Genomic DNA, 25,359 nt, shown 5'->3' with positions numbered 1-25,359 from the left:
GTCCCGGTGACTTCTGAGAACTCTTCCCTGCGCCTGTTCACCTCCGAATCGGTGACCGAGGGCCACCCGGACAAGATCTGCGACCAGATCAGCGACGCCATCCTCGACGCCCTGTTGGCTAAGGACCCCGACTCGCGCGTGGCGGTGGAGACCCTCACCACTACCGGCCTGGTGCACGTGGCCGGCGAAGTCACCACCGACGCGTACGTCGAAATCCCGCAAATTGTCCGCGACACCATCCTGGGCATCGGCTACGACTCCTCCGCCAACGGCTTCGACGGCGCCCGCTGCGGCGTGTCGATCTCCATCGGCCAGCAGTCCCAGGACATCGCCGACGGCGTCTTCAACTCCCTGGAGGCCCGCGAGGGCATCCAAACCGACGCGCGCGACCTGCAGGGCGCCGGCGACCAGGGCCTGATGTTCGGCTACGCCTCCGACGAGACCGACGTGTTCATGCCCACGCCGATCCACCTGGCCCACCGCCTGTCCGAGCGCCTGACCGAAGCCCGCAAGACCGGCATCGAGCCGCTGCTGCGCCCCGACGGCAAGACCCAGGTGACCGTGGGATACGACGGTGACAAGCCGGTGTCCGTGAACACCGTCGTGGTGTCCTCCCAGCACGCCGAGGGGCTCTCCCTGGCCGACCTGAAGGACGCCCTCTGGGAGGAGGTCGTCAAGCCGGTGCTGGCCACCACGGACCTGGACACCTCCGCCACCCGGGTGATCCTCAACCCCTCCGGCCCGTTCGTCATCGGCGGTCCCGTCGGCGACGCCGGGCTGACCGGCCGCAAGATCATCGTCGACACCTACGGCGGATTCGCCCGGCACGGAGGCGGCGCCTTCTCCGGCAAGGATCCCTCGAAGGTGGACCGCTCCGCGGCGTACGCGATGCGCTGGGTCGCCAAGAACGTCGTCGCCGCGGGCCTGGCCCGCCGCGCCGAGGTGCAGGTCGCCTACGCGATTGGCGTGGCCCGTCCCGTGGGCCTGTACGTGGAGACCTTCGGCACCGAGACGGTGGACCCGCGGCTGATCTCCCGGGCCATCGAGGAGGTCTTCGACCTGCGCCCGCTGGGCATCATCGAGGACCTGAACCTCAAGCGCCCCATCTACCAGCGCACCGCCGCGCACGGGCACTTTGGCCGCGAGGAGCCCGAGTTCACCTGGGAGCTGACCAACCGCGTCGAGGCGCTGCGCAGCTTCGTCAACTTCTGAGGCCCGCTTCCCTCGGGCCCGTTTCCCTCGGGCCCGCTTCCCGGGGCCGGCTTCCCCCGAGAACCGGTTCCCGGAGAAACGCTGTTGGGGCAAGGCTTAGGGAGGGCTTGAGGCAGGGGGCGGTTTCCACGACAGGCGCGGTTTTCATGGCAGGTGCAGGGGAGAGGACGCAGTGGACTCCAACCGGCAGGCCCTGATCCCGGGGCAGGACGGACAGCCCGGCCCTGTCCTGTCCGGCCCTGTCCTGTCGGGCCCTGTCCTGCCCGGCCTGGAACCGCCCGAGCCGGACTTGCCAGACCTAAAGCTGCCCGGCCTGGAGCTGCCCGGCCTGGAGCTGCCCGGTGCGGGCGGGGCCGGGTCCACCGGGTTCCCGGCTGATGCCGCGGAGGTGGATCCGGTGGCCCGCGTCGTGCTGGAGACTCCGGTCCCGCACCTGGACCGGCCCTTCGACTACCTCGTCCCGCGGGAACTGGCGGCCACCGCCCTGCCCGGGGTGCGGGTCAAGGTCAGGTTCGGCGGGCAGGAACTGCCCGGCTTCATCGTGGAGCGCCGCAGCGGGTCCGAGCCCGGGGTGCGCCTGCAGCCGCTGCGCACCATCGTTTCGGCCGAACGCGTCCTGCGTCCGGACGTGCTGTCCCTGTGCGAGGCGGTGGCCGCCCGCTACGCCGGCACCGTCTCCGATGTCCTGCGCAGCGCCGTTCCCCCGCGCATGGCCCGGGTCGAGCGGGAACCGCCCGGAGACCCGGTGCCGGTGGTGCCCGGCCCCGGGCCGCTGCTGCTGCCGGAATACGACGGCGGCGCAGCCTTTGCCGCGGCCCTCGCCGCCGGGGCATCCCCACGGGCGGTGGCCACCGTGCTGCCCAACCAGCCCGGCGGCTGGCCCGCCCTGGTGGCAGAGGCGGTAGGGGCGTGCCTGCGCTCGGGGCGCGGCGCCGTCGTGGTGGTTCCCGATGCCCGGGACCTCAGCCGCCTGTGCACGGTCCTGGACGATGCCTTCGGCGAGGGCAGCTACGCCCGGCTGTCCGCCGACGACGGCGCCACCCCGCGCTACCGCAGTTTCCTGCGTGTCTCCCGCGGCACCGTGCGCCTGGCCGTGGGCACCCGCAACGCGGCGTTCGCGCCCGTGCACGACCCGGGCCTGTTCGTGGTCTGGGAGGACCACGATTCCAGCCACGCCGAACCGCGTGCCCCCTACCACCATGCCCGCGAGGCCCTGCTGCTGCGGGCCAGCCAGGCCGGTGCCGGGCTGCTGCTGCTCGCCCATGGCCGCAGCGCCGAGGCCCAGCGGCTGGTCCTGGCCGGGTGGGCCTCCGAACTGGCTCCGCCGCGGTCCGTGCTGCGCGCGGCTGCTCCGCGGGTGGTGGCCAGTTCCGACTCCTTCGAGCAGGAGCGCGACCCGCTGCTGCACGCGGCCCGGCTGCCGCGGGTGGCGTGGCAGGCCGCCCGGGACGCCCTGGAGCGGGGCCCGGTGCTGGTCCAGGTCGCGCGCACCGGGTTCGTCCCGGCACTGCGCTGCCAGCGCTGCGGCGAACCTGCCCGCTGCCTCCGGTGCACCGGCCCGCTGGGATACCGCGACGCGCACTCCGCCCCTGACTGCCGGTGGTGTGGCGGGCACGCCCCGGGTTGGTCGTGCCCGGCCTGCGGCGGCACCCGGTTGCGTGCCAGCACCATTGGGGCGGACCGCACCGCCGAGGAGCTCGGCCGGGCCTTCCCCCAGGTTCCGGTGGTCAGCGCCACCGGGGCCAGCCCCCGGGACAGCGTTCCCGCCCGCCCGGCCCTGGTGGTGGCTACTCCCGGCGCCGAACCGGTGGCCGAGGGCGGATACGCGGCCGTGCTGCTGCTGGACGGAGACCGCATGCTGGCCCGCGATGGCCTGCGCACGGGGGAGGAGGTGCTGCACCGGTGGATGTCGGCGGCGGCGCTGGCCCGGCCCTCGCGCGAGGGCGGCACCGTGGTGGCCGCCGCGCAGGACTCGGACCCGCTGCGCGCCCTGGTGCGGTGGGACCCGGCCGCGTATGCGGAGCGGGAACTGGCCCTGCGGCGCGAGCTCGGACTTCCCCCCGCGGTGCGCACCGCCGTCGTTACCGGACCCGCTGAAGCCGCGGACCGGTTCGTCGGGGGCCTCGCCCTGCCCGAGGGGGTGCGCGTGAACGGGCCGGTACTTGAGGAGGACGGGCACCGTTGGCTGCTGTTCTTCGGCTACGCGGACGGGGCCTCCGTCACCGCCGAGCTGCGGCGGCGCAAGGCGGTCTCCAGCGCGGCCCGCGAACCGGTGGTCCACGTCCGGATCGACCCCGACGACGTCCTGTAGGCCCGACCGCCGACCGTTGGCTCCCGACCACCGGCCCCGGCCCGGCGAAGGACGGCCGGCTAGGCCAGGAAATCCTCGACCAGGGCCGCGGCCTCGGCGGGAGTTTCATAGTGGACCAGGTGCCCCACGCCGGGGATGACCCGCAGCGTCGCATCCGGGAACAGGGCCGCCAGGGATTCCTGCGAGGCCACCGAACCAATCTCGTCCAGCTCCCCGGCGATCAGCAGCGTCGGCGCGCCGATTGCCGGGGCGACCTGGCCCACGTGGCCGCCGATCGAAGCGTTGAAGGCCTCCGCGAGCATGCGGCGGTTGCTGAAGCCGCCAAAGTAGCGCCGGTGCTGGTCGAAGACGTAGGCACGCACGCCGGGATCCCTGGTCTTGGACATGACCGCGCTCATCGCGTCCGCCACCAGCCTGCTGCGCAGCACGGCCAGCCCGGGGCGTTCGGGCAGGGCCCGGGCCAGTGCGTAGTAACCGGCGGCGAGCTTGGACAGGACCGCCTTGGGTCCTTCCAGCGCGGGCTCGCTGATCGGGTTCACCAGCACCAGCCGGGCGAAGTCCCCGGGGTGGGCGGCCAGGTAGTGGGAGGCCACGATGGAGCCAAAGGAATGCCCCAGCAGCACCGTGTCCCCGGGCAGGTCCAGGTCCCGGCGCAGCGCACCGAGCACCAGTCCGTAGGAGGCGGTCGAGTGGGGCAGCGCGGGGAAGGGGGACGACTCCCCGAACCCGGGCAGGTCCGGGACCACAAGGGTGTGCCCGGGCAGGGCATCCACGATCCGGGCCAGGCCGTGCCGGTCCCCGCGGAAGCCGTGGACCATCAGGATCGTGGACTTCGGCCGTCCCGCGGCCGGGTAGGTCCAGCAGCGCACCCGCGCGCCCTCGACCGCGTGGTCGGAGACGGTGGCGGGGCGGGTGCCGGCCAGCGGCAGGTCAAAGCTCATGCATCCACCCTAGCGGGCGGGGCTCCCGCGGCGGCCGAGGCGGGCTGCGGGAACCGGGACAGGGGCATTGGGGGGCCGCGTTGACGGCCCGGTGGGGGGCCGATAGCTTCGGGGGATGCGCCGCTACGTACTCGCCATCGACCAGGGGACCACCTCCTCCCGGGCCGTCGTCGTCGACGGTTCCGGGCTGATCGTGGCGACGGCCCAGCGCGAGCACCGCCAGTATTTCCCGCACCCGGGCTGGGTGGAGCACGACGTCGTCGAAATCCGCGACAACGTGCGCCTGGTCGTGGCCGAGGCCCTCGCCGCGGCGGGGCTGGGCGGCGCGGACATCGCGGCCGTCGGGCTCACCAACCAGCGCGAAACCACCGTGGTGTGGGACCGCCGCACCGGCGAACCCGTGCACCGGGCGATCGTATGGCAGGACACCCGCACCCGGGCGGCCGTGGATGCGCTGGCGGCCGACGGCGGCACCGGCCGCTTCCAGGCAGTGACGGGGCTGCCGCTGGCGACCTACTTTTCCGCCACCAAGATCGCCTGGATCCTGGACCACGTGCCCGGCGCCCGGGCCGACGCGGAGGCCGGCCACCTGGCCTTTGGCACCACGGATTCCTGGATGCTGTGGAACCTCACCGGCGGGCCGGCCGGGGGCGTGCACGCCACCGACGCCACCAATGCCTCGCGCACGCTGCTGATGGACCTGCGCACCCTGGAATGGTCCCCGGCCCTGCTGGAGGCGTTCGGCATCCCCGCGGCCATGCTGCCGCGCATCGCGGCCTCCGCGGAGGTCTACGGCACGGTCGCCGCCTCGGAGCCGCTGGTGGGGGAGGTGCTGGCCGGGGTTCCGGTGGCCGGGATCCTGGGCGACCAGCAGGCGGCCACCTTCGGGCAGACCGTGTTCGCCCCCGGTGCGGCCAAGAACACCTACGGCACGGGCTGCTTCATGGACATGGTCACCGGAACCGAACCGGTGTTCTCCGCCAACGGGCTGCTCACCACCGTGGCCTACCGGCTGGCCGGGCAGGACCCGGTGTACGCCCTGGAGGGATCGATTGCGGAGGCCGGGTCGCTGGTGCAGTGGCTGCGGGACAACCTGGGCATCATCTCCACCTCCGCCGAGGTGGAGCAGCTGGCCGCGTCGGTGGAGGACAATGCCGGGGTGTACTTCGTGCCCGCCTTCTCCGGACTGTTCGCTCCGCACTGGCGCCCGGAGGCCCGCGGCGCCGTCTTCGGGCTGACCCGCTACGCCACCCGGGCGCACCTGGCCCGGGCCGCGCTGGAGGCCACCGCCTTCCAGGTCGCCGAGGTCGTCGCCGCGGCCGCCGCGGACTGTTCCCGCCCGCTGACCGAGCTGCGCGTGGACGGCGGCATGGCGGTGAACGATGCGCTGATGCAGTTCCAGGCCGACCTGCTCGGCATCGACGTCGTGCGCCCGGCCGTCACGGAGACCACCGCGCTGGGTGCGGCCTTCGCCGCCGGCCTCGCCGTGGGGCACTGGTCCTCCCTGGAGGAGCTGGGACGAACCTGGCACGAGGAGCGCCGGTTCGTTCCCGACCTGGACGCGGGCCGCCGCGCGGCGCTGCTGCGCCGGTGGGATTCGGCCGTGCGGCGCACCTTCGGCTGGCTCGACGACGCGTAGCGGCGCCGCCCCGTATACCCGCCCCCTGTCACCCGCCCCCGGGTATCCGGGCCTTCCCCGGCGAGCGCGGGCGCTGTTGTAGACTGGCCGCATGGAGACGACCCTGCTTCTACGCTAGCCGCGCGTTCGAAACGCGTGGCCGCCCCTTGCATGCCAAGGGGCTTTTGCATGTTCCGGGCAGGACAGGTCCCCGGGGCACGGCAGGCAGGACACGGAACGGCCGCCCCGATCGGGACGGCCGCACAAGGAGAAGGCGAAGCACACAGTGAGCACCCAGCCAACCGGCACCGAAACCGGCGGATCGACGTACCGCTTCCAGGACCTGGAGGCGAAGTGGGGACCCGTCTGGGAGGAACTTGGCGTCTTCACGCCGAAGGACGACGGCTCGGCCGAGCGCCGCTACGTGCTGGATATGTTCCCGTACCCCTCCGGAGACCTGCACATGGGCCACGCGGAGGCGTTCGCCATGGGCGACGTGGTGGCCCGCTACTGGCGCCAGCGTGGCTATGACGTGATGCACCCGATCGGCTGGGACTCCTTCGGGCTGCCCGCGGAGAACGCCGCGATCAAGCGCAACGCGCACCCGGCCGAGTGGACCTACGCGAACATCGACACCCAGGCCGCGTCCTTCAAGCGCTATGCGATCAGCGCGGACTGGTCCCGCCGGCTGCACACCTCCGACCCGGAGTACTACCGCTGGACCCAGTGGCTGTTCACCCGCTTCTACGAAAAGGGCCTGGCCTACCGCAAGGACCACCCGGTGAACTGGTGCCCCAAGGACCAGACCGTGCTGGCCAACGAGCAGGTCGTCAACGGTGCCTGCGAACGCTGCGGCACCCCGGTGACCAAAAAGTCGCTGAACCAGTGGTACTTCAAGATCACCGAGTACGCGGACCGCCTGCTTCAGGACATGGAGCAGCTGAAGGGCCACTGGCCCGAGCGCGTGCTGGCCATGCAGCGGAACTGGATTGGCCGTTCCGAGGGTGCCCACGTGGACTTCGTCATCGAGGCCGCCGGGGAGCGCCCGGAACACAAGGTCACGGTGTTCACCACCCGCCCGGACACCCTGCACGGGGCCACGTTCTTCGTGGTCGCCGCCGACGCGGACCTGGCCTCCGACCTGGTCACGGAGGCCCACCGCGCCGAGCTGGAGGCCTACCAGGAGCAGGTGAAGGCGCTGTCGGAGATCGAGCGCCAGTCCACCGAACGGGAGAAGACCGGAGTCTTCACGGGCCGCTACGCGGTCAACCCGCTCAACGGCGAGAAGCTGCCGGTCTGGGCCGCGGACTACGTGCTGGCCGACTACGGGACCGGGGCCATCATGGCCGTGCCCGCCCATGACCAGCGCGACCTGGACTTCGCCACGAAGTTCGGCCTGCCGGTGCGTGCCGTGCTGGACACCGGGGAGGAGGATCCCGCCGTCACCGGCCTTGCCACCACCGGGGAGGGAATCCTGGTCAATTCGGGCGAGTTGGATGGGCTGAGCAAGGCCGAGGGCATCGCCCGCGCCATTGAGATGGTCGAGGCCGCCGGCACCGGCGAGCGCACGGTGAACTTCCGCCTGCGCGACTGGCTGCTCTCCCGCCAGCGCTTCTGGGGCACCCCGATCCCGATCATCCACTGTGCCGAATGCGGCGAGGTTCCGGTCCCGGACGAGCACCTGCCGGTGCGCCTGCCGGATAACCTGCGCGGCGAGCAGCTGGCCCCGAAGGGCACCTCCCCGCTGGCTGCGGCCGAGGAATGGGTCAACGTGCCCTGCCCGCGGTGCGGAGGCCCGGCCCGGCGCGACACCGACACCATGGACACCTTCGTGGACTCCTCCTGGTACTTCCTGCGCTTCGTGTCCCCGCAGTACACCGAGGGGCCGTTCGATCCGGAGGCCGCGGCCCGGTGGATGCCGGTGGGCCAGTACGTCGGCGGCGTCGAGCACGCCATCCTGCACCTGCTGTACTCCCGGTTCTTCACCAAGGTGGTCCACGACCTGGGCCTGGTGCCGTTCACCGAGCCGTTCAGCGCGCTGCTGAACCAGGGCCAGGTGCTCAACGGGGGCAAGGCGATGAGCAAGTCGCTGGGCAACGGTGTGGACCTGGGCGAGCAGCTGGACAAGTTTGGCGTCGACGCCGTGCGCCTGACCATGGTCTTCGCCTCGCCACCGGAGGACGACGTCGACTGGGCGGATGTTTCCCCGTCGGGTTCGGGCAAGTTCCTGGCCCGCGCCTGGCGCCTGGCCGGGGACGTCTCCAGCGGGGCCGGTGCCGATCCGGCCTCCGGGGACAGGGCCCTGCGTGCCGTCACCCACCGCACCGTGGCCGATTGTGCCGAGCTGCTGGATTCCGGCAAGTTCAACGTGGTGGTCGCCAGGCTGATGGAACTGGTGAACGCCACCCGCAAGGCGATCGACTCGGGCCCCGGCGCGGCCGACCCGGCGGTGCGCGAGGCCGTGGAGGCCACCGCGGTGATCCTGAGCCTGTTTGCCCCGTATACGGCCGAGGACATGTGGTCCCTGCTCGGCCACGAGCCCGCGGTCGCCAACGCCGGGTGGCCCGCGGTCGATCCGGCCCTGCTGGTCCAGGACACGGTCGTCGCCGTCGTGCAGGTCCAGGGCAAGGTCCGTGACCGCCTCGACGTGCCGGTGGACATCACCGAGGAGGCGCTGCGCGAGCTGGCGCTGGCCTCCGAGCCTGTTCAGCGGGCCCTGGACGGCCGGGGGCTGCGCACGGTGATTGTGCGCGCGCCCAAGCTCGTGAACATCGTCCCGGCCTAGGCGGAAAAGCCCGTGGAGCTTCCCGAAGGTCCCAGCCAGCCCGGCAAGGCGATCCGCCCGCCGGGCTGGCTGGAGCGCCTGGCGGGACGCCTCCGCGAGTCCGGGGCCAGGGTGCCGCGCCGGGGCGAGCGCACGCCGGCCCCCCGCGTGGCGGTGGTTACCGACTCCGCTGCCGCGGTCCCGCACGAGTGGTGCGCGGAGCACTCGGAGGCGCTGCGGGTGGTGGCCATGCCGGTGATGATCGACGGGCAGATCTACACTGAGGGCCTGGACGACGTCGAGACCGAGCTGGCCCTGGCCCTGGCCCTGGGCCGGCGCGTGCAGACGTCCCGTCCGGCCCCGGGGCTGTTCCTGCGCTCCTACCGGGAGCTGGCGGCGGCCGGTGCGCGCGAGATCGTCTCCATCCACCTTTCCGCCGCGCTGTCCGGGACGGTTGAAGCGGCCCGGCTGGCCGCCGCGGAAAGTCCGGTCCCGGTGCGCGTGGTGGACACCTCCACGGTGGGTCTTGCCCAGGGTTTTGCCGTGATGGACGCGGTTGCGGCCGCCGCGGCCGGTGCCACCGGGGAAGAGGTTGCCGCGGTCGCGGGCCGGGCCCGGGGAAACACCATTTTCTTCGCCGTTCCCAGCCTGGAGCAGTTGCGCAAGGGCGGCCGGATCGGGGCCACGGCGAGCGTTTTGGGCACCTGGCTGGCCGTGAAGCCCCTGCTGACCGTGGCGGGCGGGCAGATCTCGGTCGCCGAAAAGGTCCGGACCCTGCCCCGGGCCCTGGCGCGGCTGGTGGTCCTGGGCCGGCAGGCTGCCGCCGCGGCCCCGGGCGGGGCGAGGATCGCGGTGCAGTACTTCGGCAACGAGGACCAGGCCCGGGAACTGGTCCACGAGTTGTCCGGGGCCTCGGCGACCCCCGTGCTGTGCGAGGCGCTGCCGGCCGTGCTGGCCGCCCATACCGGGGCCGGTATCCTGGCGGTGGCCATCGCCCCGCTGCACCCCAACCCGCTGGGTGCCGACCGGATGGACGCCTCTTCGGGGCGCACCCCGGCGCCGGAGGCACTGCCGGGCAAGGCACAGGGTGGGGCACAGGGCAAGGCACAGGGCAAGACACAGGGCGGGGCACCGGCCGAGCGGCAGGACTAGGCGCCAGGACTGGGAGCCAGGCCGGACGCATCCTCCCGGACGCCTCTCCTTCCGGGCCCTTGCCCGCCCGACCCCTCCATTGGCCCTCCACAGGATCCGGGCACGGGGAGCCTTTCCACCTCCCGCTGCGACCGTCCCTGCCGGGCCCGCGCCCGACCCTACGGTGGGTGGATGGTCCGCCACCGATGGGAGCTTCGCACCCGCGCCGCCGCTCTGGACGCCCCCCGCAGCAGGGTCCGCCTGGGCGCCGGCAGGGCCGCTACTCTGTGCGTCCTGTTCGCCGCGCTGGCCTGGATCAGCGCCAGCCTCCTTTTCCATCCCCCGGCCCGGGCGGGGGAAGAACTGGGACGGATCGAGCTCGAAGGCGCCGTCCAGGGACAAGCCCGTGCCGCCCAGGATGGCCCGGCACAGCCGGGAGGGGAAGTCCCACCCACGGAAGGGGCCGTCCCGGGCGGGCAGGCCCTGCAGCACGGGAGCCCCCGCCAGGACGGAACTTTGGGCCACGGCGGAATCGCCGGGCCGGACGGCGGCCAAGCGCCGAATGGACCGGACCCGCAGGGCGGCACATCGGCGGTGGACGTGGTCGTCCACGTGGCCGGGGCGGTCAAGCGGCCTGGGGTCTACAGGCTTCCCTCCGGAACCCGCGCCCACGAGGCGGCCGATGCCGCCGGCGGGCTGACCGGCAAGGCGAACGCCGGGGCGGTGAACCTGGCCGCGCCCCTCACGGACGGGCAGCAGTTGTACATCCCGGAGCGGGGCGAACCCGTCCCGCCTGGCGGCAGCAGCCCTGGCGGCGGCAGCGGCGCAGGAACCGCCCCGCCAGGAGGGCAGGAGGCGGCGGGCACCGTCAACCTCAACACGGCCACCTCCGGGGAACTCCAGCGGCTGCCGGGAATCGGACCGGCGCTGGCGGAGCGGATCATCGCCTTCCGGCAGGACAACGGGCCATTCGGATCCCTCGCCGAACTGGACGCGGTCAGTGGGATCGGGCCGGCCGTTTTGTCCCGGCTGGAGGGCAGGGTGTCCTTCTTATGAGGCAGGTTCCCGGCAGGGGGCGGAAACAGGAACCGGTCCGGGTGGAGGCGGAGCCGGGCATCGTGGACCTGCGCGGGGTGTGGGCCGCGGCCGGGGCGTGGTGCTCCGCAGCGGCGGTGGTGCGCATTGCCCCCGCACAGGCGGCGCTGGTGGCCGTGGCCGGGTCCTTCCTGCTGGCACTGATGGCCTGGAACCTGCGCAGCGGCAGGGGCCTGGCGGCCTGGTTCCACCGCGGATGGGCGCCCGTTGCGCTGGCGGCGGCCGGGGCGACGGTGGTGGCTGCGGCCGCTGCCGTGCAGGGGGCCGGCGGCCAGGGCGCCGCAGGGGCGGAACCGCGGTTGGCCGCCTTGGTGGAGGCACGCGAAACGGCCCGGGTCAGGGTGGTCCTGACCATGGCACCCCGGGCCCGCCCCGCCCCCCCAGCCTCCGGCGCCATGGCAGCGGAAAGCCGCGGCGGGGAATGGGTCGCCGAGGCACGCCTCCAGGCCGTGGCCGTCTCCGGGGCCTGGATGTCCACATCCTCCAGGGTCGCGGTCTCCTGGCCGGCCTCCTGGGGCGCGGATGCAGTGGGGGAGGGGGACACGCTGGAGGCGCTGGGTCGACTCTCCCCGATGGCCCCCGGGCGCCGGGAGGTGGCGTGGGTGGGTTTGCGCAGCCCCCCGACCGTGGTGCCCGCCGCGGCGGGAGCCGTGGACCGGGCACGGGAGGACTTCGTGGAGGCGGCCCGGGCGCTGCCGGGGGACGGGCCGGCGCTGCTGCCCGGCATGGTCATGGGGGACCGCCGCGGGCAGGACGCCGGACTGGGGGACGCGATGGCCACGGCCGGGTTGTCCCATCTGACGGCGGTAAGCGGGGCCAACTGCGCGCTGGTGCTGGGAACCGTTCTGGGGGCCGGCCGCGCCTGCCGGCTGGGCCGGACCGCCACGCTGCTGCTGTGCCTGGCGGCGCTGGCCGGATTTGTGGCGGTGGTACGCCCGGAACCGAGCGTCGTGCGGGCGGCGGCGATGGGGACGGTATCAGCCGTCGCCGTGTACGCCGGACGCGGCCGGCAGGCCTTCGCCGCCTTATGCGCCTGCGTGGTGGGACTGCTGGCGTGGGATCCCTGGTATGCGGGCGAGGCGGCCTTCCGGCTCTCCGTCGCCGCGACCGCAGGAATCGCCCTGCTGGGGCGCCCGCTGGCGGTGGTGCTGCATCGCGTTCTCCCCGGCTGGCTGGCCAACGGCACGGCCATCACGGTGGCCGCCCAGGCGTTTTGCCTGCCGGTGCTGCTGACCTTCACTACGGACGTGGCCGCCTACGCCGTGCCGGCGAACCTGGCGGTCGCGCCCCTGGTGCCCCCGGCCACCATCGCCGGGACGGCCGCGCTGGGACTCGCCTTCCTTCCCGGTGCCTCAGTCCTGGTTGCGGCGCTGGTGTGGGTGGCGGGAGTGCCGGCGGCGCTGGTGGGCGGGGTGGGCCGCTGGTTCGCCACGCTGCCGCATGCACACCTGTCCTGGGTCCCGGGTCCGGCCGGTACTGTGGCAGCGCTCCTGGTGGCCGCGGCGCTGGTCGCCGCCGCGTGGATGGTCCGGCTCCCAGGTGGGGTGCCGGCACGGCGCGCCGGAGCGCTGCTGGCAGCTTTCGCCGTGGCCGTCCCCGCAGGCATCCTGCTGCCGGCCACCGCCCTGGTGGGGCGCAATCCCCCGCCCTGGGAAATCGCCCTCTGCGACGTGGGGCAGGGAGATGCCCTGGCCCTGCGCACCGGCCCGGAACGCGCGGTCGTCATCGACACGGGCCCGGACCCCGCACCCGTGCGGACCTGCCTGGACGTCCTGGGCGTGGAGGTGGTCGACGTCCTGGTGCTTACGCACCTGCATGCCGACCACATTGGCGGACTGGAGGGGGTCTTCTCCGGGCGTGAGGTGCGTGAGGTGCTCTACTCCACGGCGGCCCGGGCGCAGGACAGAGAGCCGGGGCAGCGGCCTGGCGCAGGAGCAGCGGGACTTTCGGGGCGGTTGCCCGCAACAGCCCCGGCGCGCAGGGCCTTCGCGGGAGAGCGCGGATCCGCCGGGCCGGTGGAGTGGGAGGTGCTGTGGCCGCTGGCGGGCGCCCCGGCCGCGACGGAGAACGACGCCTCGCTGGTGGTGAAGTACCGGATCGGCGCCGGCGGGACGGCGTCGGGACGCACCCTGACACTGCTGGCCACCGGGGACATCGAGGAGGAGGCAATGGATGTGCTGCTGCGCACCGGCGTGGACCTGCGTGCGGACATCCTCAAGGTCAGCCACCACGGGGCCCGCAACGGGGGCACCGCGGTCATCGGCGCCGCGGGCCCGCGGGCCGCCCTGGTCGGCGTTGGCGCCGGGAACAGCTACGGCCACCCGGCCCCCGAAATCCTGGCCGCACTCCAGGCTGCGGGGACTGCGGTCTTCCGCACGGACACCGCAGGGGCCGTGCTGCTCAGGCGGGAAGGGAGCACCCTCGTGTCCGCCCGCCTGGAGGGCGCGGGAGGGTAGCGGCGGCGCTTCGGCCCGGTGCCGGTACGTGGCGGTAGGATTCAGGAGCAGCAATGTTGGTGAAAGGCGGAGGACAATGGCGGCAGGCAGGACGGCGGCAGGCAGGTCCGGCACGGGCAAGGCGTCGGCGGGCAGGCCCGGTTCCCCCACTGGCTGGCGGAGCGTCGAGCCGGCCCCGCTGGTGCTTCTGCAGGGCCCCGAGGAGTATGTCGCCGGCCGCGTGTTCGAACTCGTTCGCGGCAAGGTCAAGGAGCGCGAGGACGCGGTGGAGGTCACCCGCTTCGACGCCGCCACCTACCAGCGCGGCGAACTGCTGATGGCGGCCAGCCCCTCGCTGTTCGGGGAGGCGAAGGTCATTGAGGTACGCTCCCTGGCTGCCATGAACGAGGACTTCCTCGAGGACGCCCTGGCGTACGCCGCCGCCCCGGCCGGGGACGTCGTGGTGCTGCTGCACCACTCCGGCGGCAACCGCGGCAAGAAACTGCTGGAGCGGCTGCGCGAGGCCGGAGCCACCCTGGTGGACTGCCAGCCCCTGAAGAAGGATTCCGAAAAGCTCGACTTCGTCGCACAGGAGTTCCGCGCCTCCCGCCGCAAAATCCTTCCCGAGGCTGCCCGGGCGCTGGTCGCCGCCGTCGGATCCGACCTCGCCGAGCTCGCCGCCGCGTGCTCCCAGCTGGCCACGGACACCAGCGGGGAGATCGACCAGGACACCGTCGACCGCTACTACGGCGGACGTGTGGAAGCCACCGGGTTCAAGGTCGCCGACGCCGCGCTTTCCGGCCGTGCCGAAACCGCGCTGAGCACCCTGCGCCATGCACTGGCCACCGGCACCGACCCGGTGCCGATCGTTGCCGCCCTGGCCATGAAGCTTCGCCAGGTGGCGAAGGTTGCGGGCCAGCGCAAATCTTCCGGCCAGCTGGCGAAGGAACTGGGCATGGCCCCCTGGCAGGTCCAGCAGGCGCAGGAGCAGGCCCAGTACTGGACCCAGGACGAGCTGGTGAAGTGCCTGCGCCTGGTCGCCGAGGCCGACGCCATGGTCAAGGGTGCCTCCCGCGACCCCGAATACGCAGTCGAGCGCGCCGTGACGGGAATAGCCCTCGCGGCCCGTCGCTGACGCCGCTCCGCACACCAAGGCCGGACACAAAAGCGAGGGCCGCCCCGGGGAAACCCCGGAGCGGCCCTCGCCGTGCATCCAACGCTTAGAGCGCGCTGACCTTCTTGGAGATCGCGGACTTGCGGTTGGCGGCCTGGTTCTTGTGGATGACGCCCTTGCTGACGGCCTTGTCCAGCTTCTTGCCGGCGGTGGACAGCGCGGCGGCCGCGGCATCCTTGTCGGCGGCGGCGACAGCGGAGTTGACGGAGCGGATGACCGTCTTCAGCTCGGACTTGATGGCAGCGTTGCGCTGGCGGGCCTTCTCGTTGGTGAGAATGCGCTTCTTCTGGGACTTGATGTTAGCCACTAGTTAAACTCTCTTGCTTTTCGCGGAATGGGTCTAGAGGGTTACTTCCGGGCCATCGACTGAGCGGCGTGGGGATACCTATGGCGACCCTAGAAGAAGGTGCCCGTTCGACCTGCGCGGGCACACAGCATTAGATACTAGCAGGTCGTCCCGAGGGAAGGCGACTTTGCGCAGCCGGCGCGCCGGGTCCGCTGCCCGGTGCCGCACCGGCCTGGAGGCGCTGGCTTAGAGGCGCTGGCTTAGAGGCGCCGGGCGACCGCCTCGAACCGTTCCCGGTCCAGCACCGCCCCTTCGCGGCGCACGGCTCCGGGCAGCAGCCGCACCACACGGTCCAGCTTGACCTCGCTCGGCCGGCCCTGCCGGTCCCACGGGCCGGAGCCCACGTCCAGGTAGTCCCCGTCGCGGCGGGTCCCGTTGTTGCGGTCCCTGGAGGTGAGCATCAGCGCCAGCAGGTAGTCCCCGTCATGCCCGACCAGCAGCACCGGCCGGTCCTTGCCCTGCCCATGGTCCTCCTCGTAGGGCACCCACGCCCACACGACCTCGCCCGGATCGGGCCGCCCGTCCGGGGTCGGCGCGTAGCGGGCACGGACCTTCCCGGTGAAGTCACCCGGGTACCCTCCCTGCTCCCAGCTGGCGGACCCACCCAGCCCGGCCCCGGAGCCGGGCTGCGGCCCGGGCTTCGCGCCGGCGGCGCGGGCGGGCCGCCGGGGGGAGGGCACCGGGCCGGGCCTGCCGCCACCGGGCCTGCCGTCGCCGGCGGGGGAGTTGCCGCGGCCCTTACCGCGGGCGGCGGCAGAGGCCGGGCGCGGTCCGCCGGCGGGCGCCGTGCCGCTTCCCGCAGCTGCGCCCCTTCCCTGCGTTGTCCCGGGTCCCCGGGCCGGACCGGCGCCAAACAGGCGCGCGAGCGCATCGAGGAGCGTGCGGACGAGGGGGCCTCCGGATTTCATGCGCAACAGGCTACCGCTACTTCCCCGGAGAAACCCCAGCGAGCGGGTCGCGGCAGACGGGGCCCGCCCCGGCATGGGACAATGAGTGCTTGCGGTTCATCCGCGTTCGTCTGTGCCGTTCGTCCCTACCCCGTCCGTCAGCAAGAGTGAGGTCACCCACGTGTCACCCATGGCCCGCACCGCACCGGTGCCCGCCGCCACCGATCCGGCGATCATCAGGAACTTCTGCATCATCGCCCACATCGACCACGGAAAGTCGACCCTGGCCGACCGGATGCTGCAAAAGACCGGCGTCGTTGCCGCCCGGGACATGAAGGCCCAGTACCTGGACCGCATGGACATCGAGCGCGAGCGCGGCATCACCATCAAGAGCCAGGCCGTGCGCATGCCGTGGGAGGTCGAGGGCACCGCCTACGCCCTGAACATGATCGACACCCCGGGCCACGTCGACTTCACCTACGAGGTCTCCCGTTCGCTGGCCGCCTGCGAGGGCGCGGTCCTGCTGGTCGATGCGGCCCAGGGCATCGAGGCCCAGACGCTGGCCAACCTGTACCTGGCGATGGAGAACGACCTCACCATCATTCCCGTGCTGAACAAGATCGACCTGCCGGCCGCCCAGCCGGAGAAGTACGCCCTGGAGCTGGCCAACCTGATCGGCGGGGACCCGGCGGACGTGCTGCGGGTCTCCGGCAAGACCGGCGAGGGCGTCGAGGCGCTGCTGGACAAGATTGTGCGCGACCTTCCCGCTCCGGTGGGCAACGCGGACGCGCCGGCCCGCGCGATGATCTTCGACTCCGTCTACGACACCTACCGCGGCGTGGTCACCTACGTCCGCGTGGTCGATGGCAAGCTGTCCCCGCGCGAGCGCATCCAGATGATGTCCACCAAGGCCAGCCACGAACTGCTGGAGATCGGGGTCAGCTCCCCGGAGCCGACCCCGACCCAGGGCCTGGGCGTGGGCGAGGTGGGCTACCTGATCACCGGCGTGAAGGACGTGCGCCAGTCCAAGGTCGGCGACACCGTCACCAACCTGGCCAAGCCCGCGGCGGAGTCGCTGGGCGGCTACCAGGACCCCAAGCCCATGGTGTTCTCCGGCCTGTACCCGATCGACGGCTCCGACTACCCGGCGCTGCGCGATGCGCTGGACAAGCTGCAGCTGAACGACGCGGCCCTGGTCTACGAGCCGGAAACCTCCGTGGCGCTGGGCTTCGGCTTCCGCGTGGGCTTCCTGGGGCTGCTGCACCTGGAGATCGTCCGCGAGCGCCTGGAGCGCGAGTTCAACCTGGACCTGATCTCCACCGCGCCGAACGTGGTGTACGAGGTCAAGACCGAGGACAAGAAGATGATCACGGTCACCAACCCCAGCGAGTTCCCGGGCGGAAAGATCCTCGAGGTCCACGAGCCCATGGTGGCCGCCACGATCCTGGCCCCGAACGAGTTCGTTGGCGCCATCATGGAGCTGTGCCAGTCCCGGCGGGGGCACATGCGCGGCATGGACTACCTCTCCGAGGACCGGGTGGAGCTGCGCTACTGGCTTCCGCTGGCGGAAATCGTCTTTGACTTCTTCGATGTCCTCAAGTCCAAGACCCGCGGCTACGCCTCGCTGGACTGGAAGGCCGACGGCGAGCAGGTCTCCGACCTGGTGAAGGTGGACATCCTGCTCCAGGGCGAGCAGGTGGACGCGTTCAGCGCCATCACCCACAAGGACAAGGCGTACTCCTACGGCGTCATGATGACCCAAAAGCTGCGCGAACTTATCCCGCGCCAGCAGTTCGAGGTGCCCATCCAGGCCGCGATCGGCTCGCGCATCATCGCCCGCGAAAGCATCCGCGCCATCCGCAAGGACGTGCTGGCCAAGTGCTATGGCGGCGACATCTCCCGCAAGCGCAAGCTCCTGGAGAAGCAGAAGGAAGGCAAGAAGCGCATGAAGATGGTGGGCCGCGTCGAGGTCCCCCAGGAGGCGTTCATCGCCGCGCTGTCATCCGACGATTCCAAGGACAAGAAGAAGTAGGAACCATGGCCGGCGCGCTGCCCCTGGGCGATCCCGCCCCGGCGGACGGGACGCTCCCCCCCACCGTGCTTGACGGTGCGGGGGAGCGGCCGTTCTCCGTCTATGTCCACATCCCGTTCTGCGCGGTGCGCTGCGGGTACTGCGACTTCAACACCTACACCGCGCAGGAGCTCGGGCACGGATCCAGCCAGGACACCTACGCCGCGGCGGTCTGCCGCGAAATCGGGTTCGGCGCGGCCGTGCTGGAGGCCTCGGGGCTTCCGGCGCGCCGCGCGGGGACGGTGTTCTTCGGGGGCGGAACGCCCACTCTGCTGCCGGCCGCGGACCTTGCGGCCGTGCTGGGGGCCGTCCGGGACGCGTGGGGCCTGGAGCCCGGCGCCGAGGTCACCACCGAGGCCAACCCGGATTCCGTGACGCCCGAATCGCTGCGCACCCTGGCCGAGGCCGGGTTCACCCGCGTCTCCTTCGGCATGCAGTCGGCTGTCCCGCACGTGCTCAAGGTCCTGGACCGGACGCACCGCCCCGAGCGCGTGGGGCAGGCCGTCAGCTGGGCCCGCGAGGCGGGCCTGGAGGTGAGCGTGGACCTGATCTACGGCACTCCCGGGGAGTCGCTGGAGGACTGGCGGCGCAGCCTGGAGGAGGCGCTGTCCTACGGACCGGACCACATCAGCGCCTACGCGCTGATCATCGAGGAAGGAACCCGGCTGGCCGCGCGCATCCGCCGGGGGGAGGTCCCGGACATCGACGATGATGACCATGCGGACAAGTACCTCCTCGCGGAGGAGCTGCTCACCGCTGCCGGCTTCGGCTGGTACGAGGTCTCCAACTGGAGCCGGGACGAGGCAACCCGCTGCCGCCACAACCTGGCCTACTGGTCCGGCGGCGACTGGTGGGGCGCCGGACCGGGCGCGCATTCACACGTGGGCGGAGTGCGCTGGTGGAACGTCAAGCACCCGGCCGCCTACCAGCAGCGCGTCGACTCCGGAGCCTCCCCGGCGGCGGGCCGCGAAACGCCCGACGCCGAAGCGCGCTACCTGGAGGAGGCGATGCTGCTCACCCGCATCGTCGAGGGCCTTCCCGCGGCGCGCCTTCGCCCGGAAGGGCGCAGGGCCATCGCCGGGCTCATCGCCGACGGACTGGTGGAACCGGCGGCCGCCTTCGCCGGCCGGGTGGTGCTGACCCTGCAGGGCCGCCTGCTCGCCGACGCCGTGGTGCGCCGGCTGCTGGACTTCTAGGCCTCCGGAGGGGCCGCCTGCTTGACTGTGCCTACTTGACTGCGCCTACCTTGCCAGGCGGAAGTGCCTACTTGACCATGCGGAAGTTCAGCAGGTACCGGTAGGGGCGTCCCTTGTTGGTCTCGATGCCGGCCACCACGCCGCTGACGGTCAGGTACAGCCAGATTCCCACGGCCAGGATCGCGAAGAATCCTCCGATGAAGGGGATCAGTGCCAGCAGGTTGGCCAGCATTGCCAGCACCGTCAGCGGGAGGGCGAAATTCAGCGCCTCCTTGGACTCCTGCGCGGTGAACGGGCCGCGGTCGCGGTAGACGTAGTAGATGATGGCCGCGGGGAGGAAGCCCAGGATGCAGCCGAAGTGGGAAATCATGGCCCACTGGCGGTCCTCGGAGGGGGTCAGCGGCAGCGGCGCCGGCGAGGAACCCTCGAACCGGCCGGCAGCCTCCGCCCCGTCGCGGGTCTTGTCTGGGTGCCCGTTGGTCACGCTTGCATCCTCCACTAGTTTTCCTGCTTGTCCGCCAAGTCTACCGGGCGAGGGACCCGCGGCGAGCGCAGCAAGCCGGCGGGAGCCGGGTAGACGCTACCGGGCGAGGGACCCGCGGCGAGCGCAGCAAGCCGGCGGGAGCCGGGTAGACGCTACCGGGCGAGGGACCCGCGGCGAGCGCAGCGAGCCGGCGGGAGCCGGGAGCCTGGGGGAGCCTGGGGGAGCCTGGCAGGCGCTAGCTGCCGTCCCGGCGGCTCTCCTCTGCCGTCAGGAAATCGATGACTTCCTCCACGCGGCCCAGCAGCGACGCCTCCAGGTCCGCGTAGGTGCGCACGTTCCCCAGCAGCCGCTTCCACCCCAGCGCCACGTCGGCCGGGGTCTGCGACGGCCATCCCAGCCCGCGCAGGATGCCGGTCTTCCAGTCCGTGCCGCGCGGGACCACCGGCCAGGCCGGGATCCCGAGCACGGAGGGGCGGATCGCCTGCCACACGTCCACGTAGGGGTGCCCCACCACCAGGACGTTGCCGCGGGCCCCGGGCACGGCCATCGCGGCGGCGGCGATGCGCTCCTCCTTCGACCCGGCGACCAGGTGGTCCACCAGGATGCCGAGCCGGCGGCCCGGGCCGGGGGAAAAGTCGCGGACGGCGGCGGCGAGGTCGTCGACGCCATGCAGGGGCTCGACGACGATGCCCTCCACGCGCAGGTCGTGGCCCCAGACCTTCTCCACCAGTTCCGCGTCGTGCTTGCCCTCCACCCAGATGCGGCTGGCCCGGGCGGTGCGCGCCTTGAGGTTCCGCACCACCACCGAACCGGAGGCGCTGCGGGCCGGGGCGGCCTGCGCGGGCGGGGCTGACGCCTGGGCGACGGCGGGGTCCACGAGTTCGACCGGCTCGCCTTCCAGCAGGAAGCCGAAGCCGGTCCGGAACGATTTGGTCCTGCCGTGGCGGTCCTCCAGGGCGACCACGCGCATCCCGCCGGCCTTCTCCACCCGGACCACTTCGCCCACCCATCCGGTCTGGACGTCCTCGAGCAGCAGTCCGACGGCGGCGGGAACCTTGCGCAGCTCGCGCCGCTTGGGTGCCCCGATCTCCTGCGCCCCCCAGTCGTACGTGCCCATGTCCCGCCCTTGCCTTCCGATCCCTGGCCGGGGGCACTCCGCCCGCCGTCCCGCCCGCCACCGGCGTGCGCGCGGCCCCCATGCTAACAACGCGCGGAAGGTATTAGACTTAGCACTTGAACGTGTCGAGTGCTAAGGCCTCGGCGAAAGAGAGCACGGAGGGTGGGACCATGTCCGAACCGCGGCGGCTTGAGGTCTTAAGGGCCATCGTCGAGGACTACGTACACTCGCGCGAGCCCGTGGGCTCCAAGGCGCTCGTGGAGCGCCACCGCCTCGGGGTCTCGGCGGCGACCATCCGCAACGACATGGCCTCGCTCGAGGAGGAGGGGCTGATCGTCGCCCCGCACACCTCGGCCGGGCGCATTCCCACCGAGAAGGGCTACCGCCGCTTCGTGGACCGCATCGAGGACGTCAAGCCGCTTTCGCCGGCCGAACGCCGCGCCATCCAGTCGCTGCTGGAGGGCTCGGACGACATGGACGTGGTCCTGGACCGCACGGTGCGCCTGCTCGCCCAGCTGACCCACCAGGTCGCCGTCATCCAGGTGCCCCGGTTCAGCGACGCCAAGGTCCGCCACATCGAACTCGTCGGACTCGGCGCCGGACAGGTGCTCGTGGTGCTCATTTCCACCACCGGCAAGGTGGAGCAGCGGGTCGTTCCGCTGGCCCCGGAAACCACCGACGAGGACCTGCACGACCTTAAGTCCGCCTTCCTGGCCGCCCTGTCCGGCCGGCGCATGGAGGACGTCCGCGACCTGTGCCAGGGCGCCGCGGACCAGCTGCCGCCCCGGCTCGCGCCGGCGGGCGCCCAGCTGGCCGCCGCGGTCGGCGCGCTGGCCCGCAACAGCGGCGCCGAGCGCATCATCATGGCCGGCACCGCGAACCTGGCCCGCGCCACCGGAGACTTCTCCCACACCATCACCCCGGTGCTGGAGGCCCTCGAGGAGCAGGTGGTGCTGCTGCGCCTGTTCTCCGAGATGGAGCAGGACGCGCACGGGATCTCGGTGAGCATCGGCAGCGAGCACGCCCACGGCAGCCTGGCGGAGACCTCGGTGGTGGCCACCGGCTACGTCCCCGGATCCACCGCCAAGGTCGGAGTGCTGGGCCCGACCCGCATGGACTACCCCAACAGCATCGCGGCCGTGCGTGCCGTCGCCCGGTACCTGTCGCGGATCCTCGCCGGCTGACCCGGCCCCGCGCCAAGAATTCACCCTCACGAAAGGACACAGCGAAGACTGTGAGCACCCACTACGACGTCCTGGGCGTCGCGCAGGACGCGAGCACCGAGGAAATCAAGAAGGCCTACCGCAAGCTGGCCCGCAAGCTGCACCCGGACGTGAACCCCGGCGAGGAGGCGGCCGAGCAGTTCAAGCTGGTGACGCGGGCCTATGAGGTCCTCTCCGACACCGAGAAACGGCGCAACTACGACGCGACGGGCAACGAGAACGGCACCGGCGGATTTGGCGCGGGCGGAGCCGGGGCCGGCTTCGGCTTCAGCGACATCTTCGAGCAGTTCTTCGGCGCCGGCGGAGGCCAGCAGGGCCCCATGTCCCGGACCAGCCGGGGCCGCGACGCGCTCATCACCGCGACCATCGACCTGCAGGACGCCGTCCGGGGCGTGGTGTACCCGCTGGAGATGGAAACCGCCGTCACCTGCCCCACCTGCAACGGCAGCTGCTGCCGGCCCGGCACCCACCCCGTGGAATGCACCATCTGCCACGGGCGTGGACAGGTGCAGCGCCCGGTGCGCTCCTTCCTGGGCCAGATGATGTCCGTGGAGACCTGCAGCGCCTGCCGCGGCTACGGAACCACCCTGCCAAGCCCCTGCAACGAGTGCATGGGCCAGGGCCGCGTGCGCCAGCGCGTCAGCAAGCAGCTCAAGGTGCCCGCCGGCGTCGGCACCGGCACCCGCATCCACCTGGCCGGCCAGGGCGAGGCCGGCCCCGGCGGGGGCCCGGCCGGGGACCTCTACGTCGAGATCGAGGTGCGCCGGCACCCGGTCTTCGAGCGCGACGGCAACGACCTGCATGCCACGCTGAAAGTTCCCATGACCGCCGCCGCACTGGGTACCGACATCTCCCTGGACACCTTCGACGGCAGCCAGACCGTCACCGTGGAGCCGGGTACCCAGTCCGGCGAAAGCGTCCGCCTTGCCCAGCTGGGAGTCCCGCGCCTGCGCGGCACCGGCCGCGGCGACCTGATCGTCACCATCGAGGTGGAGACCCCGACCCGGCTGGACGCCGAGCAGCGCGAGCTGCTGGAGCGGCTGGCCGAGCTGCGCGGCGACCACGTGGCCGAGGGCCGCTTTGAGCACCGCGGGGTGTTCTCCCGCCTGCGCGACAAGCTGCGCGGCTGATGAGCAACCAGTCGTTCCTGGCCGGGCCCGGAGCCCTCGACGGGGTTCGGGCCGGGGACACGCTTACCCTCGACGGCCCCGAGGGGCACCATGCCGTAGCGGTCAAGCGGGTCAGGGCCGGGGAGGCCATCGACCTCGTGGACGGACGCGGCCGCCGCGCCGTGTGCACCGTCACCGCAACCGCCAAGGCGGGGCTGGACGCCCGCGTCGACGAGCTGCACACCGACCCGGCACCCGCGGTCTCCACGGTCCTTGTCCAGGCCCTCGCCAAAGGCGACCGCGACCTGCTGGCGGTCGAGTCCGCCGTTGAACTGGGCATCGACCGGGTGGTGCCGTGGCAGGCGGAGCGCTGCGTGGTGCGCTGGCAGGGCGACCGCGCCGCCAAGGGACAGGCCAAGTGGGAATCGACGGTGCGCGCCGCGCTCAAGCAGTCGCGCCGCTCGCGCCTGCCCGCCGTGGAACCCGTACTGACGACGGCGCAGCTCGCCGCGCGCTGCGCAACGGGCGGAGGCAGCGCCGCCGCGGAACGGCTCGCCATTGTGCTGCACGAGCAGGCGCAGCGGCCGCTGGGCGCGGTGGTGGCGGAGTGGATGGCCGCACGGGCCCGCTACGAGGCCCCCGAGGCGCCGGCCCCCGCGGAGGCGCTTCCCGGGGAGATCCTGCTGATTGTTGGTCCGGAGGGCGGAATTTCTGACACGGAGGTGGAAAGGCTCGCCGCTGCCGGCGCGGTACCGGCACGCCTGGGTTCCCACGTCCTGCGGGCCTCCACGGCCGGTCCCGCCGCGCTGGTGCTGGTGCGCCACCTGGCGGGCCTGCTGGACTGAACGGCCGAAAACCGGAGGGGCTGCTGCGGCCTAGTACTACAGTCGCGTTTGCTTAGGGTGGGCCCGGCGTGTTGCCGGGTCCACCCGCCGTCATCGTGTTAATCCTTACGGGTGGGCGATGATGTTTGCGTGGCGGAAGTGCGGGAGTGGGCCGAGGGCCTTGTCGAGGTCGGGGAGCTGATCGGGGGCAGATTCGCCCGCTCGGAGCCGCGGGCGAACGCGGTGGAGTACGTGCGGGGGCTGCTCTCGGAAGCGGAGCGGAAGAATTCCTGGACCCTTTCGGAGCGGGCCGGGCATCGGGTGCCGGATCGGATGCAGCGTTTGCTCTCGAGCACGGACTGGGACCCGGACGGGCTGCGGGATGACCTGCGCGGTTACGTCGTGGATCGGCTCGGTGACCCGGAGGGGGTGCTGATCGTGGACGAGACCGGGTTCCTGAAGAAGGGGAAGCGCTCGGCCGGGGTGGCCCGCCAGTACTCGGGCACCGCGGGCCGGGTGGAGAACTGCCAGATCGGGGTGTTCCTGACCTACGCCACCAATCAGGGCCGCACGTTCCTGGACCGCGAGCTCTACCTGCCCAAGGAATGGACGGAGGACCCGGACCGCTGCGCGGCGGCCGGCATCCCGGAAGGGCGCGGGTTCAAGACCAAGGGCGACCTGGCGATTCAGATGATCGAGCGCGCCGTGGACGCCGGGGTACCCGCCTGGTGGGTGGCCGGGGACGCGGTCTACGGCCAGTACCACCGGCTGCGCCGGACCTTGGAGGAACGCGGGCTCTTCTACGTGCTCGCGGTCCCGGTCTCCCAGCGCGTCGTGGTCAAGGACGGGTCCTGGCTCGGCACCGAAAAGCGCGCCGATCAGGCGGTGGCGGACCTGGTCCCGACCGCGTGGCGGACCCGTTCGGCCGGGTCCGGGTCCAAGGGCGTGCGCGACTACGCCTGGGCGAGGGTGCGCATCAACGGGGCCGAGGACGGGCGTGCCGAGCACTGGCTGCTGGCCCGACGGTCCCTGGCCGACCCTTCCGAGGCCGCGTACTTCATCTGCCACACCCCCAAGCGCGTCGCGCTGGCCGAGATGGCCCGGATCGCCGGGATCCGGTGGGCCATCGAGGAGACCTTCCAGACCGCCAAGGGCCAGACCGGCCTGGACCACTACCAGGTCCGCCAATACACCGGCTGGTACCGGCACATCACCTTGTCCATGATCGCCCACGCCTTCCTGACCGCCGTCAAGGCCAAAAAGGGGGCACCGGACCCGGGCGGCCAGGCCTCGTAGCACTCTCCCTGCCCGAGATCCGGCACCTGATCACCCGCCTCGCCTGGGCCCACATCCCCAACCCCGAGCACGTCCTGGACCGCTCACGCTGGCGCCGAAAACACCAGCACAACGCCCGAAAACAC

The 25,359-nt window shown here is 72.2% G+C and carries 19 protein-coding genes; 14 read left to right on the top strand and 5 right to left on the bottom strand.

The annotated features are described in order from the left end of the window. Positions 1-6: 6 nt before the first annotated feature. Together metK and NCCP_RS03295 are read left to right on the top strand one after the other, a co-directional pair. A complete protein-coding gene (metK, locus tag NCCP_RS03300; protein ID WP_149955774.1) occupies positions 7-1,212 on the top strand; it encodes a methionine adenosyltransferase in 1,206 nt (401 codons plus the stop codon). Positions 1,213-1,384: 172 nt separating this feature from the next. Then, a complete protein-coding gene (locus tag NCCP_RS03295) occupies positions 1,385-3,523 on the top strand; it encodes a primosomal protein N' (protein ID WP_225873651.1) in 2,139 nt (712 codons plus the stop codon). Between the two features lie 59 nt (positions 3,524-3,582). Here the strand turns inward: NCCP_RS03295 and NCCP_RS03290 are convergent, their stop codons facing one another. Next, positions 3,583-4,464, bottom strand: a complete 882-nt coding sequence (locus NCCP_RS03290; protein WP_149955772.1) for an alpha/beta fold hydrolase — start codon at positions 4,462-4,464, stop codon at positions 3,583-3,585. Positions 4,465-4,579: 115 nt separating this feature from the next. On the opposite strand from NCCP_RS03290, the gene glpK reads away from it, so the two are divergent. From glpK to holA, 6 genes are all read left to right on the top strand, one after another. Next, positions 4,580-6,103, top strand: coding sequence for a glycerol kinase GlpK (gene glpK, locus NCCP_RS03285; protein WP_149955770.1), 1,524 nt, complete (start codon positions 4,580-4,582; stop codon positions 6,101-6,103). Between the two features lie 265 nt (positions 6,104-6,368). Next, entirely contained in the window at positions 6,369-8,867 is a 2,499-nt protein-coding gene (gene leuS, locus NCCP_RS03280) for a leucine--tRNA ligase (RefSeq protein ID WP_149955768.1), read from the top strand. A gap of 12 nt (positions 8,868-8,879) precedes the next feature. Next, a complete protein-coding gene (locus NCCP_RS03275) occupies positions 8,880-9,998 on the top strand; it encodes a DegV family protein (protein WP_225873650.1) in 1,119 nt (372 codons plus the stop codon). Positions 9,999-10,169: 171 nt separating this feature from the next. Next, positions 10,170-11,033 (top strand): ComEA family DNA-binding protein, encoded by an 864-nt coding sequence (locus NCCP_RS03270; protein WP_149955766.1) that lies wholly within the window; start codon positions 10,170-10,172, stop codon positions 11,031-11,033. Positions 11,034-11,074: 41 nt separating this feature from the next. Then, positions 11,075-13,528, top strand: a complete 2,454-nt coding sequence (locus NCCP_RS03265) for a ComEC/Rec2 family competence protein (protein WP_172627275.1) — start codon at positions 11,075-11,077, stop codon at positions 13,526-13,528. A gap of 76 nt (positions 13,529-13,604) precedes the next feature. After that, entirely contained in the window at positions 13,605-14,642 is a 1,038-nt protein-coding gene (holA, locus tag NCCP_RS03260; RefSeq protein WP_149955762.1) for a DNA polymerase III subunit delta, read from the top strand. An 85-nt stretch (positions 14,643-14,727) separates the two neighbouring features. Here the strand turns inward: holA and rpsT are convergent, their stop codons facing one another. Then, a complete protein-coding gene (rpsT, locus tag NCCP_RS03255; protein ID WP_149955760.1) occupies positions 14,728-14,988 on the bottom strand; it encodes a 30S ribosomal protein S20 in 261 nt (86 codons plus the stop codon). A 239-nt stretch (positions 14,989-15,227) separates the two neighbouring features. Continuing rightward, complete coding sequence (locus NCCP_RS03250; protein ID WP_149955757.1) at positions 15,228-15,935, bottom strand: type II toxin-antitoxin system PemK/MazF family toxin; 708 nt, start codon at positions 15,933-15,935, stop codon at positions 15,228-15,230. A 160-nt stretch (positions 15,936-16,095) separates the two neighbouring features. Between NCCP_RS03250 and lepA the strand changes: the two genes are divergently transcribed. Both lepA and hemW read left to right on the top strand, forming a co-directional pair. Next, positions 16,096-17,946, top strand: a complete 1,851-nt coding sequence (lepA, locus tag NCCP_RS03245) for a translation elongation factor 4 (RefSeq protein ID WP_172627274.1) — start codon at positions 16,096-16,098, stop codon at positions 17,944-17,946. Between the two features lie 5 nt (positions 17,947-17,951). Continuing rightward, a complete protein-coding gene (gene hemW, locus NCCP_RS03240; protein ID WP_149955753.1) occupies positions 17,952-19,181 on the top strand; it encodes a radical SAM family heme chaperone HemW in 1,230 nt (409 codons plus the stop codon). 67 nt (positions 19,182-19,248) lie between these two features. On the opposite strand, the gene NCCP_RS03235 is transcribed toward hemW, so the two are convergent. Further along, positions 19,249-19,680, bottom strand: a complete 432-nt coding sequence (locus NCCP_RS03235) for a DUF4870 domain-containing protein (protein ID WP_225873649.1) — start codon at positions 19,678-19,680, stop codon at positions 19,249-19,251. A gap of 220 nt (positions 19,681-19,900) precedes the next feature. After that, positions 19,901-20,782 (bottom strand): DUF3097 family protein, encoded by an 882-nt coding sequence (locus NCCP_RS03230; RefSeq protein WP_149955751.1) that lies wholly within the window; start codon positions 20,780-20,782, stop codon positions 19,901-19,903. A 170-nt stretch (positions 20,783-20,952) separates the two neighbouring features. On the opposite strand from NCCP_RS03230, the gene hrcA reads away from it, so the two are divergent. From hrcA to NCCP_RS03210, 4 genes are all read left to right on the top strand, one after another. After that, positions 20,953-21,966 (top strand): heat-inducible transcriptional repressor HrcA, encoded by a 1,014-nt coding sequence (gene hrcA, locus NCCP_RS03225; protein WP_149955749.1) that lies wholly within the window; start codon positions 20,953-20,955, stop codon positions 21,964-21,966. Between the two features lie 50 nt (positions 21,967-22,016). Beyond that, positions 22,017-23,135, top strand: coding sequence for a molecular chaperone DnaJ (gene dnaJ / locus NCCP_RS03220; protein ID WP_149955747.1), 1,119 nt, complete (start codon positions 22,017-22,019; stop codon positions 23,133-23,135). Next, entirely contained in the window at positions 23,135-23,959 is an 825-nt protein-coding gene (locus NCCP_RS03215; RefSeq protein ID WP_149955745.1) for a 16S rRNA (uracil(1498)-N(3))-methyltransferase, read from the top strand. Before dnaJ ends, NCCP_RS03215 begins: the two co-directional genes overlap by 1 nt. A gap of 111 nt (positions 23,960-24,070) precedes the next feature. Beyond that, positions 24,071-25,234 carry an IS701 family transposase gene (locus NCCP_RS03210; RefSeq protein WP_414727694.1) on the top strand — a complete coding sequence of 388 codons (1,164 nt, stop codon included), beginning with the start codon at positions 24,071-24,073 and terminating at the stop codon, positions 25,232-25,234. Positions 25,235-25,359: the final 125 nt, after the last annotated feature.

The sequence above is a fragment of the Zafaria cholistanensis genome (assembly GCF_008580665.1).
Lineage (GTDB): Bacteria > Actinomycetota > Actinomycetes > Actinomycetales > Micrococcaceae > Zafaria > Zafaria cholistanensis.
This window is presented reverse-complemented; position numbering and strand designations above follow the sequence as displayed.